Annotated in this window: 17 protein-coding genes; 5 read left to right on the top strand and 12 right to left on the bottom strand. The window is 31.3% G+C overall.

Annotated elements, in window-relative coordinates:
- Positions 1-293 precede the first annotated feature (293 nt).
- Positions 294-1,628, top strand: coding sequence for an NADP-specific glutamate dehydrogenase (gene gdhA / locus HYG85_RS12670; protein ID WP_212689953.1), 1,335 nt, complete (start codon positions 294-296; stop codon positions 1,626-1,628).
- A 73-nt stretch (positions 1,629-1,701) separates the two neighbouring features.
- Here gdhA and HYG85_RS12665 read toward each other — a convergent pair whose 3' ends face one another.
- The 7 genes from HYG85_RS12665 to HYG85_RS12635 all read right to left on the bottom strand — a co-directional run bounded on the left by HYG85_RS12665 (position 1,702) and on the right by HYG85_RS12635 (position 9,815).
- On the bottom strand, positions 1,702-2,931 hold the full coding sequence (locus HYG85_RS12665) for an ROK family protein (RefSeq protein ID WP_212689952.1): 1,230 nt from the start codon (positions 2,929-2,931) through the stop codon (positions 1,702-1,704).
- Positions 2,921-4,441, bottom strand: coding sequence for an FGGY-family carbohydrate kinase (locus HYG85_RS12660; RefSeq protein ID WP_212689951.1), 1,521 nt, complete (start codon positions 4,439-4,441; stop codon positions 2,921-2,923). Before HYG85_RS12660 ends, HYG85_RS12665 begins: the two co-directional genes overlap by 11 nt.
- A gap of 12 nt (positions 4,442-4,453) precedes the next feature.
- Positions 4,454-5,275: a carbohydrate ABC transporter permease gene (locus HYG85_RS12655; RefSeq protein WP_212689950.1), complete on the bottom strand. Its 822-nt coding sequence runs from the start codon at positions 5,273-5,275 to the stop codon at positions 4,454-4,456.
- Between the two features lie 3 nt (positions 5,276-5,278).
- Entirely contained in the window at positions 5,279-6,181 is a 903-nt protein-coding gene (locus tag HYG85_RS12650; protein ID WP_212689949.1) for a carbohydrate ABC transporter permease, read from the bottom strand.
- Between the two features lie 116 nt (positions 6,182-6,297).
- A complete protein-coding gene (locus tag HYG85_RS12645; protein WP_212689948.1) occupies positions 6,298-7,662 on the bottom strand; it encodes an ABC transporter substrate-binding protein in 1,365 nt (454 codons plus the stop codon).
- 44 nt (positions 7,663-7,706) lie between these two features.
- Entirely contained in the window at positions 7,707-8,324 is a 618-nt protein-coding gene (locus HYG85_RS12640; protein WP_212689947.1) for a class II aldolase/adducin family protein, read from the bottom strand.
- A gap of 18 nt (positions 8,325-8,342) precedes the next feature.
- Entirely contained in the window at positions 8,343-9,815 is a 1,473-nt protein-coding gene (locus HYG85_RS12635) for a rhamnulokinase (protein ID WP_212689946.1), read from the bottom strand.
- Positions 9,816-10,107: 292 nt separating this feature from the next.
- Between HYG85_RS12635 and HYG85_RS12630 the strand changes: the two genes are divergently transcribed.
- On the top strand, positions 10,108-10,953 hold the full coding sequence (locus HYG85_RS12630) for a class II fructose-bisphosphate aldolase (RefSeq protein WP_212689945.1): 846 nt from the start codon (positions 10,108-10,110) through the stop codon (positions 10,951-10,953).
- Between the two features lie 76 nt (positions 10,954-11,029).
- Here HYG85_RS12630 and HYG85_RS12625 read toward each other — a convergent pair whose 3' ends face one another.
- Together HYG85_RS12625 and HYG85_RS12620 are read right to left on the bottom strand one after the other, a co-directional pair.
- On the bottom strand, positions 11,030-11,518 hold the full coding sequence (locus tag HYG85_RS12625; RefSeq protein ID WP_113673269.1) for a tRNA (cytidine(34)-2'-O)-methyltransferase: 489 nt from the start codon (positions 11,516-11,518) through the stop codon (positions 11,030-11,032).
- Between the two features lie 18 nt (positions 11,519-11,536).
- Positions 11,537-12,013 carry a chemotaxis protein CheX gene (locus HYG85_RS12620; protein WP_193774524.1) on the bottom strand — a complete coding sequence of 159 codons (477 nt, stop codon included), beginning with the start codon at positions 12,011-12,013 and terminating at the stop codon, positions 11,537-11,539.
- Positions 12,014-12,319: 306 nt separating this feature from the next.
- Here HYG85_RS12620 and HYG85_RS12615 point away from each other — a divergent pair, with 306 nt between their 5' ends.
- The 3 genes from HYG85_RS12615 (at position 12,320) to HYG85_RS12605 (ending at position 15,192) form a co-directional block, all read left to right on the top strand.
- Positions 12,320-13,330: a uroporphyrinogen decarboxylase family protein gene (locus HYG85_RS12615; protein ID WP_212689944.1), complete on the top strand. Its 1,011-nt coding sequence runs from the start codon at positions 12,320-12,322 to the stop codon at positions 13,328-13,330.
- A gap of 405 nt (positions 13,331-13,735) precedes the next feature.
- A complete protein-coding gene (locus HYG85_RS12610; protein WP_212689943.1) occupies positions 13,736-14,674 on the top strand; it encodes an AraC family transcriptional regulator in 939 nt (312 codons plus the stop codon).
- Between the two features lie 101 nt (positions 14,675-14,775).
- The gene (locus HYG85_RS12605) at positions 14,776-15,192 is read left to right on the top strand and encodes a transcriptional regulator PerR (protein ID WP_212689942.1); all 417 of its coding nucleotides are present in this window, start codon (positions 14,776-14,778) and stop codon (positions 15,190-15,192) included.
- 114 nt (positions 15,193-15,306) lie between these two features.
- On the opposite strand, the gene HYG85_RS12600 is transcribed toward HYG85_RS12605, so the two are convergent.
- From HYG85_RS12600 to HYG85_RS12590, 3 genes are all read right to left on the bottom strand, one after another.
- Complete coding sequence (locus HYG85_RS12600) at positions 15,307-16,212, bottom strand: hypothetical protein (protein ID WP_212689941.1); 906 nt, start codon at positions 16,210-16,212, stop codon at positions 15,307-15,309.
- A 259-nt stretch (positions 16,213-16,471) separates the two neighbouring features.
- Complete coding sequence (locus HYG85_RS12595) at positions 16,472-17,641, bottom strand: aminotransferase class I/II-fold pyridoxal phosphate-dependent enzyme (protein ID WP_212689940.1); 1,170 nt, start codon at positions 17,639-17,641, stop codon at positions 16,472-16,474.
- Positions 17,638-18,120 (bottom strand): Lrp/AsnC family transcriptional regulator, encoded by a 483-nt coding sequence (locus tag HYG85_RS12590; protein WP_113673263.1) that lies wholly within the window; start codon positions 18,118-18,120, stop codon positions 17,638-17,640. The genes HYG85_RS12595 and HYG85_RS12590 overlap by 4 nt, the downstream gene beginning before the upstream one ends.
- Between the last annotated feature and the right edge of the window lies 1 nt (position 18,121).

Raw genomic sequence — 18,121 nt, 5'->3', positions numbered from 1 at the left:
ATATGTCTTTAGTAGATAATATACAAAAACGTTAAATTTTCTAGTAACTTTTGTATAATATTTATACATCTGAACCTAATACCAATTAATGATGCAATATTATTACTAACTTGCATCATATCATCTAATTAAGTAATTAAAAATAATATAAAAATTTTAATAAAGTTCCATATTGCCCTATTAAACTAGTGAATTTTGTGATATAATTTTTTTTAAGGTAATAAAAACTATGCAATTTTTATATATTCCACAATCATATTCCATTGCATATTTATACATTAAGGAGTGATATTATGAAATTAAAGAACACTGAACACATTTTTGAAACAGTAAAAAGAAGAAATCAGAACGAACCAGAATTTTTGCAAGCAGTAGAAGAAGTTCTTTCTTCTATCGATCCAGTGTTGGATAAATACCCAGAGTACGAAAGCGTAGTCAACAGTATTATCGAACCTGAAAGATTCATCATTTTTAGAGTTCCATGGATTGATGATAAAGGTAATACTCAAGTCAATCGTGGATTCAGAGTACAATTTAATAGTGCAATCGGACCTTACAAAGGTGGTCTTAGATTCCATCCAAGTGTTAATGGTAGTATTATTAAATTCCTCGGTTTCGAACAAATATTCAAGAATTCATTGACTGGACTACCAATCGGTGGTGGTAAAGGTGGAAGTGACTTCGATCCAAAAGGAAAATCAGATAATGAAATCCTAAGATTTTGTCAAAGTTTTATGACTGAGCTTTCAAAATACATAGGAGCATATACTGACGTACCAGCTGGTGATATCGGAGTTGGAGCACGTGAGATTGGTTATCTATATGGACAATACAAAAGAATCAAAGGTCTTAATGAAGGTGTATTAACTGGAAAAGGCTTACCATATGGTGGTAGTTTAACAAGAAAAGAAGCTACAGGTTATGGATTGATCTACTTAATGGAAGAAATCCTAAAACACAATAACGATTCTATGAAAGACAAAACAGTTGTTATTTCTGGATCAGGTAACGTAGCTATCTATGCTACTGAAAAAGCTATGGAATTAGGAGCAAAAGTTGTAGCTCTTAGTGATTCTAATGGATACATCCATGATCCTAACGGAATTGATTTGGATGCTGTTAAACAACTCAAAGAAGTTGAAAGAAAACGTATCAAAGAATATGTTAAAGATCATCCAGAAGCAAAATACTTTGACGGTTGCAAAGGTATCTGGACTATCAAATGTGATGTTGCATTACCATGTGCAACTCAAAATGAGATAGATGAAGAATCTGCTAAATTCTTAGTAGCTAATGGTTGTAAAGCAGTTGGAGAAGGTGCTAATATGCCATCAACTCCAGAAGCGATTGAAGTATATATCGAAAACAACATCATGTTTGCTCCTGCAAAAGCAGCTAATGCTGGTGGTGTAGCCGTTTCTGCACTTGAAATGTCACAGAACAGTATGCGTTTATCATGGACATTTGAAGAAGTAGATGAAAAATTAAAAGACATCATGAAAAATATTTTCGTTCGTATTAGTACTGCTGCAAAAGAGTATGGTGACGAAGGAAATTACGTAGTCGGTTCTAACATAGCAGGTTTCTTGAAAGTAGCTCAAGCAATGTATGCTCAAGGAACTGTTTAGAAACCTTTTAAACTTTTATATAAAAAATCTCCAACCTGTTAAATCAGGAAGGAGATTTTTTTATTAGATAAAATCAAACAGTTTTATTAATAAATTCAAATTCCTCTTGCAGAACCAATGCCGCAGCTCCAATTGCACCTATATCATCATTAAAATCAGATGATTTAATAATTAATTTTTTGTTATTCTCCAAAATAGAATTATCAACTATTCCTTCCCTAACAGCATCAATAAAAACATTACCTAGTTTTGCAAGTTTACCACTTAATACAATAGTTTTTGGTGCTAAAATATCAATAACCCCACCAAGAACATATCCAAGATAATAGGCAGAAGTATTCAATATTTCCATTGCAACAGGATTTCTCTCATGCACTAATTCTAGAAAGGTATAAATAGTGATTTCATTAATATCGTAATTCATTTCTTCCTTGGTCTTTTCAAACTGTCCGCTAAGAGCAGCTTCTACCACCTTGTTTCTAATTGCCCAATCTGTTATTTCTGCGTTAAGGCATCCTCTTTTACCACATGTACATAACCTATTGCTATTGGGCATTTTCAAGTGTCCTAACTGTCCTGCATATCCTTTTTTATTCAAAAACAATTGATTATTTATTATGGGGACTATTCTCGAACCATTACGTATAGATACAAAAATAAAATCATCCGGTTCTCCTTGATATTTTAACCACTTATACGCAAATGCCATAACAGAAACATTATTCTCTATATAACACGGTAGTTTAAATTCTTCTTGAATAATATCTTTCAAAACTACATTTTTCCATTTTGGCAAAGGCGCATAATCAATTGCTATTCCCTTAATACTGTCATAATAACCTGGAACTCCTATACCTATTCCAAAAATTCTAGGATTATCTGTTCCAATTTTATCAATAATCTCATATATAGTAGCTATTATCTTAGAAATAATTTGCTCTGATGTATAAGTATAATTAATATCAGTTTTAATTGACACTATTGTTTCTGCAAGAAAATTAAGACAGACACAATTTATACTTGTTGCATTAAAATCCACACCAATAAAATAACCTACTTCAGGATTTAACTTTAGCCATAGCGGACGTCTGCCTACTCTATTTTCATTACAATGTTCTTCAACAATAAAATTATCCTCAATAAGTTCATCAACGGTCTGTATAACTGTAGTCATACTATAAGAAGTCATCTTTTTTATTTTAAATCTAGAAACTTCTTGATTATACCTCAAAATACTCAATATTTTATTTTTCTTATAATACTTTCTTGAGACAAGAATAGATTCCTTTTGATTATCTTTCATTTTCATTTCTCTTTTCTATAATCATATTATTTATGTTTTTTGATAAATAGTATAATTCCTTGTAAGCAGGTAACATACTTTTATAAAATTTAGAATTATCGTAGTTAGGAATAATTTTTATTATGTCTTTATCACTCATTCCCCAATTACTACTATAGTTGGTTAAAAGTCCAGTATTTACAGCAGCTATTAACGCTGCTCCTCTGCATGCAGCTTCTTTTATATGATTAATTATTATCGGCACACCTAGAACATCAGCCTTTAGCTGTAATGATTTAATTGAACTTGTTCCACCCCCTATTGCAATTAAAGAGCTAATGTTTATATTATTCTCTTTTAATATAACATAATTTAAAAGAATTTCATATGTAATTCCTTCTAAAATCCCTCTAATTATTTGTGCTTTTGAGGTATTAAGTGTCAATCCATGTATGACTCCTACACTTTTTTCGTCGTTCCATGGCGAACCCGTTACAGTAAAATGAGGCAAAACTAGCAATTCAGTTGGTATTTCGCTCATCCTTTTAATACAATCATTAATAGTATCATTTATACTTTCATCAAATATTTCTTCTTCAGTGTACATTTCTTTACAAAGCCATTCAACTAAGATACCCCCAGTATAATTACCAGCCAAAGTGACAAATTGATTTTTTAATACGTGAGGATAACAGGATAATCCATATTTTTTTAGCTCTTCATTAAATTTGCTCATCTTACATACTATAGTTTCTGTTGTACCTAATGAATATGTTGCTTCTCCTTGTTCATAAGCACCAGAACCCAACATACCAACAGGCTGGTCATGACCACCCAATACAGCGATTACACCTTCTGGCAAACCAAATCTTTTTGCATACTTTTCTTTTACTTCTCCTAATATATAACCAGATCGATGTACTTGAGGAAGCATACTATCATCAATCCCAATTGCATCCAGAATATCTTCATCCCATTCACCTGTATGTATGTTAAGCATCATAGTCCTAGCACCCAAAGACCAGTCAATCACGGGTATGAATCCTAGTTGAGAAATGATGAAATCGCTAATACAAACAAAATAGCTCGGCTTTATAGAAAGCTTATCTTTATTTTCCATCAACCACATAATCTTAGAAGCTGTTCCCATACAGCCTAATATTTGACCAGTTTTTTTATAAAAGTAATCTTCTCCTAATCGTTTTCTTAATTTATTAGTTTGTTCAATACTTCGTTTATCATATGATAAGATTATGTTGTAAACAGGATTAAACTCTCTATCCAATGCTACAAAACCTTCTCCTTGACTAGAAAAACTGAGAGAAACTATAGGCTCATCACAGGCAGCAACAACTGATTTCATACATTCGCTTACACAAGTAACAAATTCAACAGGATTAATTTCAGCCCTCTTTGGACTAGGTGCAATTATTGTATATTCACGTCTTTTGCTACTTAGAATTTTCCCATCATTGCTATAAGCCACTATTTTACATGCTGTTGTTCCTAGATCAATTCCAATTACAGCCATAAAAAATCACCTCTATCCTTTGACAGAACCACTCATAAGCCCCTGTACGAAGTATTTTTGAACAAGTATATAAAAAGCAATCATCGGAATAGAAATTATAACCAAGATAGCGAACAATGCTCCTGGTTGACTAAAATACTGCCCTTGATACAACATCGGCACTAGGGTTAGTGTTTTCATATTTTTTTCTGACATAACAACTAGAGCTAATAGAAATTCATTCCAAGTTGTTAGGAACTGCCAGATAACGACAACAATTATTCCCGGTCGTAATGTAGGCAAAACAATTTTAAAAAAAAGTATGAAATTGCTACAACCATCAACTTTAGCGGCTTCTTCAATTTCTGTTGGAAAGTTGTCCATAAAACCTTTCAGTATTACTAATGCAAAGGGTATACCTAGTGCTGTATAAGGTAAGATTAACCCCTGATATTTGTTCAACATATTGAAGGAACTATTAATTTGTGTCAACGGTATTAACAAAGAGCAAATAGGTACCATTAGAGTAATGAGCAACAAATTATATATTCCATTCTTAAATTTGACTTCTTTTCTTGTTAACCCGAATGCTGCCATGGATGCAAAAAGAGTTACTAAAACAACTGTTGTTACAGTAATAATCATACTTGAAATAAAATTCTTATATAATTCATTTTCAGCAAATATAGTTTTGTAATTATCCAATACTATTGGCCATTTGAATATAACAGGGTCAAAAGCAGTTTCGGGAGTTCTAAAGGACATACTAATTAGATAAATAAGAGGTATCATCGAAATAGCCCCTACAATCAATAATCCAATCCTCCAATATATACTATATCTATTAGATTTCATACACTACTTCCCCCCTTTTTTGCTTATAAAATTGCCCGATCCAAGAGTAACCACCTGCATTACAGTTAACACTAATGCCAGCAATAATATAATCACTGAAATTGCAGAAGCATATCCCATCCTCTGAACTTGAAAACCCATTTTAAATATATATGTTCCCGGAACCTCTGTAGCAGAGTTAGGACCGCCACTAGTCATTGAATAAACAAGCGCAAAAGTTTGCAGCGAACCAATAATACCTAGTAAAACCAAAGATTTATGCACATGAGCTGTAAGAGGAATAAAAATATGATAAATCTTTTTAAATCCCTTAGCACCATCAATAAGTGCAGCTTCTTTAATCCCTTGAGATATTTCAGACAAACCTGCTATATATAAAATCATAGACCATCCAGTCCATTCCCATATATTTACCACCATAATTGCAAAAATGGCTTTATTAACATCACCAAGCAAATTAATAGGCGAACCAAACCCAATACTATATAAGAAATTAGTCAATAACCCTTGATAGGGCGAATACATATTAGACCAGACTATAGAAATAACTACTACCGATGTTACAACAGGTATAAAAAATAAAGTTCTAAAAAATGATTTATATTTTTTAACTTTTTCTTCTATAATATAAGCTAAAATAAACCCTAATACCATTTGTATAGTTATAGTTATTAATATCCATAGCAATGTATTTCTTAATGTTATTATAAATACTTTATCTTGAAACAACTCCACAAAATTTTTCAATCCTACAAATGTCATATTAGAAAGAGAAGACCAATTAAATAAGCTACCATAACTAATAAAACCTATGGGATATACAATAAATACCAAAAAGAAAATAATTGCAGGCGCAATAAACAAATATCCAGTCATATCTTTTCTTCTTTTTTTCTCCTTAATCATAATATTCCATCTCCATAATTTTTTTCATCCATCTACAAGAAATGAACTGCGAATTACCCCATATAATACCGAAAATTAGCTATTTGCTAATTTTCGCTATTATACACTATTTCATTTTATTTGTTAGAAACTTTATCTTGTTCTTCTTGAATAGCTTCGAGAGCTTCCATTGGTGATAGCTGACCTGCCGCTACACCAGATAATGCATTCTGTAAAGCATTTTCAATTGATGGCTCACCAATTCTTTGATTATAAGCACTATCTAATAATTCAGCATATGTCATAGATTGATTCTTAACCTTTTCAGGAATGTCGCCTTCAGGTATAATTCCCTTATATGCAGGTAAATTGTTCAGATCATTTATAGCAGCTTGAATTCCAACCCCTGCTGAAAATGCTTCTATAACTCTCCATGCTGCTTCTGGATTCTTACAATCCTTTGTTATACCATATCCAAAATCAATACCACCTACTGGAGGAGAAACTTGTCCACCATCTTCATATGAAGGTAAATAGAAATTATCGAAATCCCAATTTTCAACAGCACCTACACGTTTTGGAGCAGTGTATTCTTGTAACCACCAAGAACCAAGTGCCATCATACCTACTTTACCAGCAGTAAATAGATTAACACCATCAGGATAAGCATGATTTGATAAAGAACCTACTTGCATGATACCAGAATCAAACATATCTTTAAAGGCTTCCATAGCTTTTAACATCTTAGGATCAGTCCATTTAACTGTACCATCTTGAACTTTATCTATAGGTACCATTTGATGAGCTAACATTTGAAATACATTAACATGCTGCCATCCATCTGCTCCCCCAAAGTATAATGGAGCATAACCATTGTCTGTTAATTTTTTTGATACTGATTTTAATTCATCCCATGTCTTTGGTACTGATAAATCCAACTCATCAAATATACGTGTATTATACCAAATATTTATTATCTGAGATTCACATGGCATAATATACTTATTATTATCACCTTCAGCATTACCTAACTGAATTTGATTACTATTGATCTTGTAGAAATTGTTTTCCCAATTTTCTCCCCATGAGTTTTCTGCATAACTCCCAAGATCAATTAAGTACTCTTTGTATTGTTGTGTAAATGAGCCAGGCTGTAAACCAATTATATCTGGTAGAGAATTAGAGCCAGCACCAGCTGCAAGAGCTGATAGATATTCAGGAGAAAAATTATAATTGGTATACGTTACTTTAATATCAGGATTATTTTCGTTAAAAGCTTTAATCATTTTATCCATAGTACGTGAAATAGGTGACCATGTCCAAATTTTAACTTCTGTAGGAGTATCTTTTGATACCTTGTCATCGGAAGTGTTATCTTTAGTAGTGTCATTGTTATCGGTAATTTTTTCTTTGTCAGTATTAGTATCACCTGACGAACACCCTCCAAGAACAGTAGCTGCCAAACATAAAACTAATAATAATGATATAACAATTTTCTTCATAAAATTCCCTCCAAAATTTTATTTAACAAAAGCATATGCTTTTATTATTTATTCAAAAACATCTGAACCTCATCGTCAGGAAGATCAACGATTTCTCCAATATTTTCAGCAAGATATAGTACTTTTGCTATAGCCTCTGCAGCTTCTGATTTATTCATTGCATCATATACTGTTTTTCCAACAGCTATCATTCCATGATTAGCCATAATTACAATATCTTTTTTAGCTATCAAAGGCTTAACACCCTTAAAAATATCTTCCCCACCTGGAGTACCATACTCCGCTACTTCAATTTTTTTAAAGTTTCCTATCATTTCTGGATAGGCTCTGGATTCTATAGGCTTATTACATAATGAATATGCTGTTAGGTAAGGCGCATGGCAATGAATAACACTTTCAATATCTGGTCTCTCCTTATAAGCACATAAATGTAATGGAAATTCTGATGATGCAGGATAAATTCCTGCTACTTGTTTCATTGTTTTTTCTTCATAAACCGCTATCATCTCTTCTTTTAAAAAAGCTTTATTTTTACCCGTTGGAGTTACATATATAAATCCATCACGTTTTATTGATATATTACCCTCGTACGCATTTACCATACCTTTTTTATCTAATCTTTCGCACACTTCTAGAATTTCTTTAATCGCTGTTACATCCATATTATTCTCCCTTTCTTATTAAACTATTTTTTTATTAATTGCTATATCCAATATCTCACCCCAATTTTTACTTGAATTAGGAATGAAATACTTCATATCAAACGACTTAGACGATGCAAAACGTATATCATCTAGGTCTTTTAGATATCCATTGGCATAGAATTGCGTTAACATGTTTCCTATTAATGTAGCATTTGGCATCCCTGCTTTTACCGGCTTATCTAATACATCAGCTATTAGTTGATTAAGTAATTCGTTTCGGCTTCCTCCATTAATAACATATGTATCATTAAATTTTATACCAATACTTTTCTCCATGTTATCTTTACAATATTTTATTTTTAGAGCTATGCTCTCAAATATACATCTTATATATTCGCCATCACTATTCAATGAATTTTGTCTGGTTTTGATAAGATAATCATCTATCTTTTCTTGCATATTATTACCTACACTATTAAGATCTTCGTCTTCTAACGAAATAAAAGAATTATTATTCTTAACATTAATTGCTAATTTAATCAAATCTTCATAACTGTAATCCTTACCCTTTTGTTTCCATTCATTCTTTAATTCATTCACTATCCAAAATGCTGCAAAATCTTTATATAAAATAATTTTACGTTTTAATCCTCCAGTGTTCTTAAATCCATAATTATAAAATTCATCATTAATACAAGGTTTATTCCGCTCTGTCCCCATACTTACATTAGTACCAATACTAATGTATAGATCATCTTTTTTGAAGTTAGGGATACCAACTACAGCAGCAGCACTATCATGACCCACTGTAGATATTACTTTGGCTTTATTTATACCCGTTTTTTTTGCAGTGCTGTCAATTACTACACCCTTTGCAGAACCAGCATCTACAATTTCTGTTAAGATTTTTGTAGGTATATTCAATTTATCAAAAAGCGTTCTACAAAAACCCTCTTGAGATGCTTCCAGCAAAGCTGATGTACCTGCAATAGTTCTTTCAGTAGAGATTTCTCCTGTAAGAAAATATCCTAACAAATCTGGTAACAGCAACATTTTATCAGCAAGTTCCAAACTTCTTTCTTTATCCTTAACTGTTGCAAATAGTTGGGGTAATGTATAACTTCTTTCACATTGACAACCAGTTAAGTCAAATACTTCTTTTTTGGGAATTATATTATACATTTCTTTTAAAACACCTATAGTCCTATCATCTCTATAATGATAAACTGGTTCTAACAACCTTCCCTTGATATCTAAAAATCCATAAGATGCACCCCAAGTATCAATACCAATACTCTCAGCTTGACCAAATTTCTTACCAAATTTAGTTAATCCCGAGATAATCTCTTTGTATAATCCGAATATATCCCAATATAGATTATCAAGAAAATTAACTGGTATATTATTAAAACGATACTCATCTAAAACATTCACCTGACTTCCATCAAAGTAAGCACATATCATTTTCCCTCCACTTGCTCCTAAATCAATAGCTATTGAGTAGTTCATATCACAACTCCTTCCTTATATAATTTGTGGAAAAATTAATACTATCATCTTAACAATTAATATTATCTAAAAAATAATTATTATATAGATAAAATTTCTAATCAAAATCATTTTTATACCATTTAATAACTTTTTCGATTTTATTGTTAGTCACATTATACAATATTATAGATATAATGTCAATTTTATATTGCATTTTTACTTTATTTTTTTCATTGTAATAATTATTAACATGTGATATTATTAAAATTGTAACCAACAAAATAATATTATTATCGAAAGGAGAATTATTATGCGTATTGTTCCTTTTACAGAAATGTTGAATCATGCTCGTGTACATAAATACGCTGTACCTGCTTTAAATGTGTCTAATATGGAAACAGTCCAAGCTATTACCACAGCTGCTGAGTTAGAAAATTCCCCATTAATCGTACAACTATATCATGCTGATCTAGATTATGCTGGCATAGATTACATGACAGCTTTAACTAAAGTAGCAGCAAAAAAATCTACAGTTCCAATTTCATTAAGTCTAGATCATGGTAACTCTTATGAGCAAGCAATAAATTGTATTGATGGTGGTTTTACAGGAGTAATGATAGATTTATCTTCAGACGATTTTGAAGAAAATATATCAATAACCAAAAAGGTAGTCTCCTATGCTCATATGAGAGGTGTCTCAGTCGAAGCAGAATTGGGAAAAATATTTGATGCTAACAGTGACATATCCGTTAGAAATTCCGGACTTACCGATCCTGATATGGCTGAAGAATTTGCTAAGCGTACTAATATAGATGCTTTAGCTGTTTCTATAGGGACTGCTCACGGAATTTATTCATCAAAACCAAAAATTGATTTTGACCTAGTTGAAAAAATCGTAAATAAAGTAAATATCCCAATTGTTGTCCATGGCGGCTCTAATACCCCTGATGAAGATATTATTGAAATTGTTAGATTAGGTGTTGCCAAAATAAACATAGGTACAGACTTAGTATTAGCATATAATGAAGGATTATTAGAAGCTTTTAGTGAGAGTGGAAAAAACATTCCTTTGAAAACGGCTATGGGCATAGCAAGAGATAGAGTTATTGAAGTAGCTAGACATAAAATAAGACTTTTACGTACATTTGCAGAATAAAACAAAACGGTTAACTTAAAAAATTTCTATAAAAACAAAGTTTCATTATACTAAAAAGGACAGCTAAGCTGTCCTTTTACCATTTATAATTCCTTAATTGTCCTTCTAATTGCATATGAGCAAAATTTTGTTGTCTTAGAGATTCATACAATACTATAGCAACTGCATTTGATAAATTCAATGATCTAATGTTAGGTTCCATTGGTATTCTAATACTTGTATCTGGATATTTTACTAGAATATCTTCTGGTATTCCCGCACTCTCTTTACCGAACATGATGAAACTATCTTTTTCGTATTTAACTTCTGCATATGTTTTTTTGGCTTTAGTGGTTGCCATGTAAATAGTTGCATTAGGATTTTTACTAATAAAGTCATCAAAATCTTCATATAAATATAACTCTAAATCATCCCAATAATCAAGTCCTGCTCTCTTTACTGATTTTTCATCAATAAAAAAACCTAAAGGTTTAATTAAGTGTAAAGCTGTACCTGAAGCAACACAGGTCCTTCCAATATTACCAGTGTTATATGGTATTTCTGGTTCGTGTAATAATATGTTCATTTCAATTCACCTTATTTTCTATTCTTCCACTATTGATATATTTATTTCGAAAAGACTATCATCAGAAAATTTTAATGGTACACATATATTCTTAGAATGGTTAACCATAATATTCATATCTTTACCTAAACATATTGATGGTGGAGTAATATCAACTGTCAATCCTTTTTGTGATAATGCTGTAGCTGCATTACCTAGTATCATATTTGATAATTCACTAATAGCACTTTTTGCCATATTATTCAATTCTTCAACTGGCATACCCATCATCATTTTAGAAGCTATATTGCATGCAGTACTAATATTAAGAGATAGTATGACTTGTCCTTTTATATTACCTGTAACACCTATGATTACAGCCAATAGGTCTCCTTCATATTCTGCATCTTTCAAGTAGGGCTTTTGTAATTTAGTTTCTAATTGACATACATCTTTTAAAATCTTTTGGGCTGCTCCAATAAATGGGTTAATATATTCTACATTTATTACTGACATATGCTATTCATCCTTTCAATTCTAGTCCATATCTCCGTTAGAAATATCAAAAATACTAAATCTGAATAAATATTCCAATAAAAAATATTTTACCATATTACCCTTATTTGTTCAACCTTATATACTATTACTCATAAATTGTATATTGGTATTTTATACCATTTATTATTCCCAAAATAGGATATATCTTACTATGTAATATGATTTAAAGTATTTTTTTATAAAAAAATAATATGATTTCTTAAATAAACCAGTGTCCATATTGTTATACTTAATTCAACTTAAATAAATAGGGAGGATTAATCTATGAATTCAAGAGAATTAGTATACAAAACACTTAATTTTGATAATCCAGAAAGAGCACCTAGGCAAAAATGGGTATTACCATGGGCTAACAACCATTACCCTGAAGAATTGGCTAAGTTACATGAGGATTATCCTGATGATTTTGATGGAGCGCCAGGCTATTATGCTGAAAAGGACATCTCAGAAGGTGACCCTACAGATATTGGAGAGTCTACAGATGCATGGGGATGTAAGTTCTTGAATTACCAAAAAGGTATTATAGGCGAAGTTAAAGAACCATTGATCCAAGATGAAGAATGGAAAGATGTAAACAATATCCATATTCCTAGGGAATGGTTAACAATAGATAAAGAAAAAATAAATGAGTTCTGCAAGAATTCAGATAAATTTGTTTTTGGAGGTTGCTGTCCTAGACCTTTTGAACAGCTACAATTCATTAGAGGTACTGAGAATCTATTTATTGATTTAATGTTAAGACCTCAAGGTTTACTTGATTTCATGGGTAAAATGCATGAATTCTACTGTGAACTATTGACAAAATGGGCTGAAACCGATGTTGATGGATTATCTTTTATGGATGATTGGGGTTCACAAAAAAGTCTTTTAATAAATCCTAGTATATGGGAAGAGCTTTTCAAGCCGATGTATAAGGACTATATAGATATAGCTCATAGCCATGGCAAAAAAATATTTATGCATTCAGATGGATATATATTAGATATTTATCCTCATTTAGTGGAATTAGGTCTTGATGCGATTAATTCACAACTATTTTGTATGCCGATGGATGAACTAGTCAAGTTCAAAGGTAAAATAACTTTCTGGGGTGAGATTGATAGACAGAATCTATTACCTTATGGAAGCACAGAAGAAATCAAGGATGCAGTAAAATTGGTTAAAAACAATCTATGGGATAACGGTGGATGTATAGCACAATGTGAATTTGGTCCAGGTGCTAAACCTGAAAATGTGAAACAAGTATTTGAAACATGGAATGAACTTTTCAAGTAATTATAAATTATATTACCAGTAGGTCAGAAAAAATGTTTTGTTCTGACTTGGTTTTTGCAAAATAGTATATGTATATGTTCCGCCAGCTACTTGTTCGTCCTGAACTCGACAAATAATAATGGACATCGAGTCCATTATTATTTCTGACAGTCCAGTAGGGCTGTCAGATTAAATGCTGGGTTCGGCGTCCTGCCTCACTACTCCACATATACATATACTATTTTGCTACGAAGTAACCGTCAATATAATCACAAAACACTTTTCTTCTAGTAAAAGGACTATTGGCTATTTTAGCTTTATAGTAAATTGAATAAATCAAGTTATAGTTTATTGTATTGAATATTTATATTTGGTATACTGTATAAGTAACATATAATAAATATTTAATAGAAAGGCTGTAACTGTATGAGAGAAAATATAAAAATTGATTTATCAGATTATGAAGATGATTTCATGCTATTAAATAAGATATGTTATAAAGATATATTAGTAAACAATATTCAGTTAAAGATATTAGGTATTCATTATATGGATACTGATCCTGATTGGAATGTGAGCAAGCATAAACATTCTTTCTTTGAATTTCATTATATAACCGATAATTATGTTTTCACCACATCTAACGGAATAAAACGTAAAATTACTCCAGGGCAGTTTTATACATTAGCACCTGGAGTATTACATTCTCATTGTCAAGAAGATGGAATTGGACATACTGGTTTTTCTATGCGCTGGGAGATTGTGACTAACAGTGCTTTTAATAATGAACAATTAAATCTAATCAAATCAAAGCAATTGATAGAATCTATATACGCCACTGGTTCAGAACCTCTGACAGATGATGGTACTATTCTTAATGGAGTATTGAATCTATTAGAGCTAGGTAGACAAGGATTTTCTGAATTAGAACTTCAATTAGCCTTTTTTCAGATTGTTCTTAAGCTGTCTAAATATGCGAACCAAGATTTATCAGAGTTGAAATCCAATATAGGAAGTAAAGATGATTCATTTGATAACAATATTGTCATCAACACTATACAGTTCATAGAAGATAACTATTATCAAGATATCAACGTCAATGATGTAGCTAATTCTGTCCATGTAAGTTATAGTCACCTTTCTAGACTGTTCAAGAATTCAGTGGGCGAAACTGTGAATCAATATATTAAAAAAGTTAGACTAAAAAAAGCTGCATATCTATTAAAATGTACTAGTAAAGATATGTCAACAATAGCTAAAGAAGTGGGCTTTAATAGCGAATACTATTTTTGCAATGATTTCAAAAAAAATGTAGGCATGTCACCTGGAAATTATAGAAAAAGTAATTCAAGTCTATCAGAATAATTATTCCAACTATTTCAAATACCTTTATAAAACTTGACAAACTATATAAGTATAGTATAATAGTTACTAGATAATAATTATTATTGAAAGGAGACTGTGGTATGCAACATATAGCTGAGCTATTAAAAGCACACAAATTAAAAGTTACTCCTCAACGAATCGCTATATTCAAAATATTATATGACAGCAAAGAGCATCCTAGTGCAGAACATATCTATAAATGCTTACAAGAAACACATCCAACAATGAGTTTAGCCACTGTATATAAAACTCTAGACACTCTAAAAAAAGCAGAATTAGTTCAAGAATTCAATGTAGGAGAAGACAGCTTTAGATATGATGCCAATGTCAAAGCTCATCCACACATGATATGCTTAGAATGTCACAAGGTTTTTGACTTGGACACTATGAAATTGGAGAATCTTAAGAAATATGTTGAAGAAGATACTGATTTTGAAATCATGTATGAAAAAATATTCTTTTATGGAGTATGTGCAAATTGTAAGAACAACAAATAATAAACAGACGAGTATATAACTACTCCTGTGTAAACATAAAAGCCCTCTAGATTAATATAAATAAATATTATCTAGAGGGCTTTTAGTTTACTGGTTAATGGCTATTACAGAACCTTATCGACGACTAGGTCTTCTAGTACTGCTACCATTTCCTGTATTTGTATTTCCTGTATTTCCAGCATGACTACCTGTACCCCTTCGTGGTTGAGTATTCTCAGATTCTTGTTCTATATACTCATACCAATCCATTGTACCAAAATTCTTCCCACTCCTCCTAGCAGTTGAACACCATGATGCAATACTATGACTAGCTAAACGTTTAGGACTATATGCATATATTTTGAATATTACTTTACTGAAACCTCTACATTTTCCCACTTCACATGTTTTGAATTCTACTTGGTTCGTTAATACATTTTTATATTGATCTCTATTATCACTTGTATTTTTGTACATTTCTATCATGTATCCTTTTGCATTTTTTACAGGATCCCAAGTGACTATATAAGATTGTTTTGCTTCATCATAACGAATCTGAACATTGGTAACCTGTGATAGTCTGGAACTTGGATATGTAGGATTTGTAGGGTCTGTTGGATCTGTAGGGTCATTTGGATCGTCAGTATCTTTTTTCAAAATACTTGGAGCAAAAAAATGAATCTCTTGGTCATTTGTATAATTAAGATCATCCACAATCTTCAAATTAGCAAATATATTGTTGTTATCTGCTTTTGGGTATGTCCCAGTAATTTTTATATTGATACCTTGATTACCTGGTATTCTTAGTTGAGTTTTATCAACACTTAGGTTAATATCATTGTCTTGTATTATTATAGTTACGTTTCTATAACCTGTACCATTATTGTAGATATTTGTTGTTATAGTAAAGCTTTCATCTTCATAACCTTCAGGAATAGTAATAAGTCCTTGAACCTGAATAGGTCCTGTATCTGCCCTACAAATATTCACATTAGATAACATTAAAACCCCAATCAATACCATCATAAATACTTTTTTCATAAAACTATCTCCTTTTTCTTTAATGTTTGTTTTTTTAAATTATATTTTATTTTCAAATTATTATATCATTTATTTTTAATTTTATCAACAATGTAATTATTGGAATCATTAACATACAATTAAAGCTATATTCACCAAACAAATTATACAACAACAATCCACAAAACTAAGGAAGCATGATTTATAATAAAATAAAAATAGACTCTATTTAGCTTTTTTTACTAAACAGAGTCTATTATAATTATATTAATATTGTTTGTTACTTGATTAATCTTCCTACAAATTTTTCTATTCTACTAATAGCCAATTTCAAATCATTGATACTATAAGCATAAGAACATCTGATGAATCCTTCACCACTGTCACCAAATGCTGTACCTGGTACTACAGCAACTTTTTCTTCCATAAGTAATCTATTAGCGAATTCCTCTGATGTTAAACCTGTTCTTTTAATCGATGGGAACAGATAAAAAGCTCCTAATGGCTCAAAACATTCAAGTCCCATACTTCTGAAACCTTCAATCATTACTTTTCTTCTACCATTATATGCTTTTCTCATTTCTTCTACATCTGAATCACTGTTTTTCACTGCCTCAATAGCTGCATATTGACTTGTAGTAGGCGCACACATAATTCCATATTGATGTATTTTGGTCATAGGTCCTATTATTTCTTTTGGACCTACTGCATAACCCATTCTCCAACCTGTCATGGAATATGCTTTTGAAAATCCGTTTATGACTATTGTTCTATCTTTCATACCATCTAGAGATGCTATAGAAACATGTTTTTCACCATATGTAAGTTCTGCATAGATTTCATCTGATAAAACAATCAAATCATGCTTTATAGCTACTTCAGCTATCTTTTGTAAATCTTCTTTATCCATAATAGCACCTGTTGGGTTATTAGGGAATGATAATACTAATATCTTTGTCTTATCTGTTACATGTTCTTCAACTTCTTCTGGTGTTAATCTAAACTCATTTTCCGCTTTTAATGGTATAGTAACAGGAGTTGCCCCTGCTAAAAAAGCACAAGGCTTATAAGATACAAAGCAAGGTTCTGGAATTAATACTTCATCACCAGGATTGATAAGGGCTCTGAATGCTAGGTCTATTCCTTCGCTACCTCCAACTGTCACCAAAGTTTCTGACTTGTAATCATAGTTTAATCCAAATTTTCTTTTTAGATATTTACATATTTCATCTCTAAGCTCTAACATACCTGAATTGGAAGTGTAAAAAGTCTTTCCTTTTTCTAGAGAATATATTCCTTCTTCCCTAATATTCCAAGGAGTGTCAAAATCAGGTTCACCTACACCTAATGAAATAGCATCTTCCATCTCAGATACTATATCGAAAAATTTTCTAATACCAGATGGTGGAATAACTTTTACTTTTTTTGATAGCTTGTCTTCTAACCTCATGGTGTCACCGCCATTCTTTCATCTTTTTTATTTTCTTCTAATATAATACCATGGTCTTTATATTTTTTAAGTACAAAGTGAGTACCTGTACTTAATACTGATTCAAGAGGTGCTAACTTTTGTCCTACGAATAATGCTACTTCTTTCATTGTTTTTCCTTCTATTATAACTGTTAAATCAAAACCACCTGACATTAGATAAACAGCTGTAACTTCTTTGAATCTATAGATTCTTTCAGCTATTTTATCAAAACCTTGTCCTCTTTGTGGTGTTACTTTTACTTCAATCAATGCTGTTACCTTATGAATATTTGTTTTATCCCAGTTAATTATTGTATGGTAACCACATATAATCTGTTCTTTTTCCAGTTGTGTCAACTCTTTTGCAATATCTTCTTTTGGATTATCTAATATTGTGGCCAGATCATCAACTGTTACCTTGCAATTCTGTTCTAATATACCTAAAATCTCTTGTCTCATA

This window comes from Vallitalea guaymasensis, assembly GCF_018141425.1.
GTDB classification, from domain to species: Bacteria; Bacillota; Clostridia; order Lachnospirales; family Vallitaleaceae; genus Vallitalea; species Vallitalea guaymasensis.
The sequence above is the reverse complement of the archived record's forward strand: the minus strand, read 5'-3'. Positions and strand labels throughout refer to the sequence as shown.

What these genes read in the sequence shown, in the direction of transcription:
- gdhA (WP_212689953.1), top strand. Translation starts at nt 294, where the DNA reads ATGAAATTAAAGAACACTGAACACATTTTTGAAACAGTAAAAAGAAGA.
- HYG85_RS12665 (WP_212689952.1), bottom strand. Translation starts at nt 2,931, where the DNA reads ATGAAAGATAATCAAAAGGAATCTATTCTTGTCTCAAGAAAGTATTAT.
- HYG85_RS12660 (WP_212689951.1), bottom strand. Translation starts at nt 4,441, where the DNA reads ATGGCTGTAATTGGAATTGATCTAGGAACAACAGCATGTAAAATAGTG.
- HYG85_RS12655 (WP_212689950.1), bottom strand. Translation starts at nt 5,275, where the DNA reads ATGAAATCTAATAGATATAGTATATATTGGAGGATTGGATTATTGATT.
- HYG85_RS12650 (WP_212689949.1), bottom strand. Translation starts at nt 6,181, where the DNA reads ATGATTAAGGAGAAAAAAAGAAGAAAAGATATGACTGGATATTTGTTT.
- HYG85_RS12645 (WP_212689948.1), bottom strand. Translation starts at nt 7,662, where the DNA reads ATGAAGAAAATTGTTATATCATTATTATTAGTTTTATGTTTGGCAGCT.
- HYG85_RS12640 (WP_212689947.1), bottom strand. Translation starts at nt 8,324, where the DNA reads ATGGATGTAACAGCGATTAAAGAAATTCTAGAAGTGTGCGAAAGATTA.
- HYG85_RS12635 (WP_212689946.1), bottom strand. Translation starts at nt 9,815, where the DNA reads ATGAACTACTCAATAGCTATTGATTTAGGAGCAAGTGGAGGGAAAATG.
- HYG85_RS12630 (WP_212689945.1), top strand. Translation starts at nt 10,108, where the DNA reads ATGCGTATTGTTCCTTTTACAGAAATGTTGAATCATGCTCGTGTACAT.
- HYG85_RS12625 (WP_113673269.1), bottom strand. Translation starts at nt 11,518, where the DNA reads ATGAACATATTATTACACGAACCAGAAATACCATATAACACTGGTAAT.
- HYG85_RS12620 (WP_193774524.1), bottom strand. Translation starts at nt 12,013, where the DNA reads ATGTCAGTAATAAATGTAGAATATATTAACCCATTTATTGGAGCAGCC.
- HYG85_RS12615 (WP_212689944.1), top strand. Translation starts at nt 12,320, where the DNA reads ATGAATTCAAGAGAATTAGTATACAAAACACTTAATTTTGATAATCCA.
- HYG85_RS12610 (WP_212689943.1), top strand. Translation starts at nt 13,736, where the DNA reads ATGAGAGAAAATATAAAAATTGATTTATCAGATTATGAAGATGATTTC.
- HYG85_RS12605 (WP_212689942.1), top strand. Translation starts at nt 14,776, where the DNA reads ATGCAACATATAGCTGAGCTATTAAAAGCACACAAATTAAAAGTTACT.
- HYG85_RS12600 (WP_212689941.1), bottom strand. Translation starts at nt 16,212, where the DNA reads ATGAAAAAAGTATTTATGATGGTATTGATTGGGGTTTTAATGTTATCT.
- HYG85_RS12595 (WP_212689940.1), bottom strand. Translation starts at nt 17,641, where the DNA reads ATGAGGTTAGAAGACAAGCTATCAAAAAAAGTAAAAGTTATTCCACCA.
- HYG85_RS12590 (WP_113673263.1), bottom strand. Translation starts at nt 18,120, where the DNA reads ATGAGACAAGAGATTTTAGGTATATTAGAACAGAATTGCAAGGTAACA.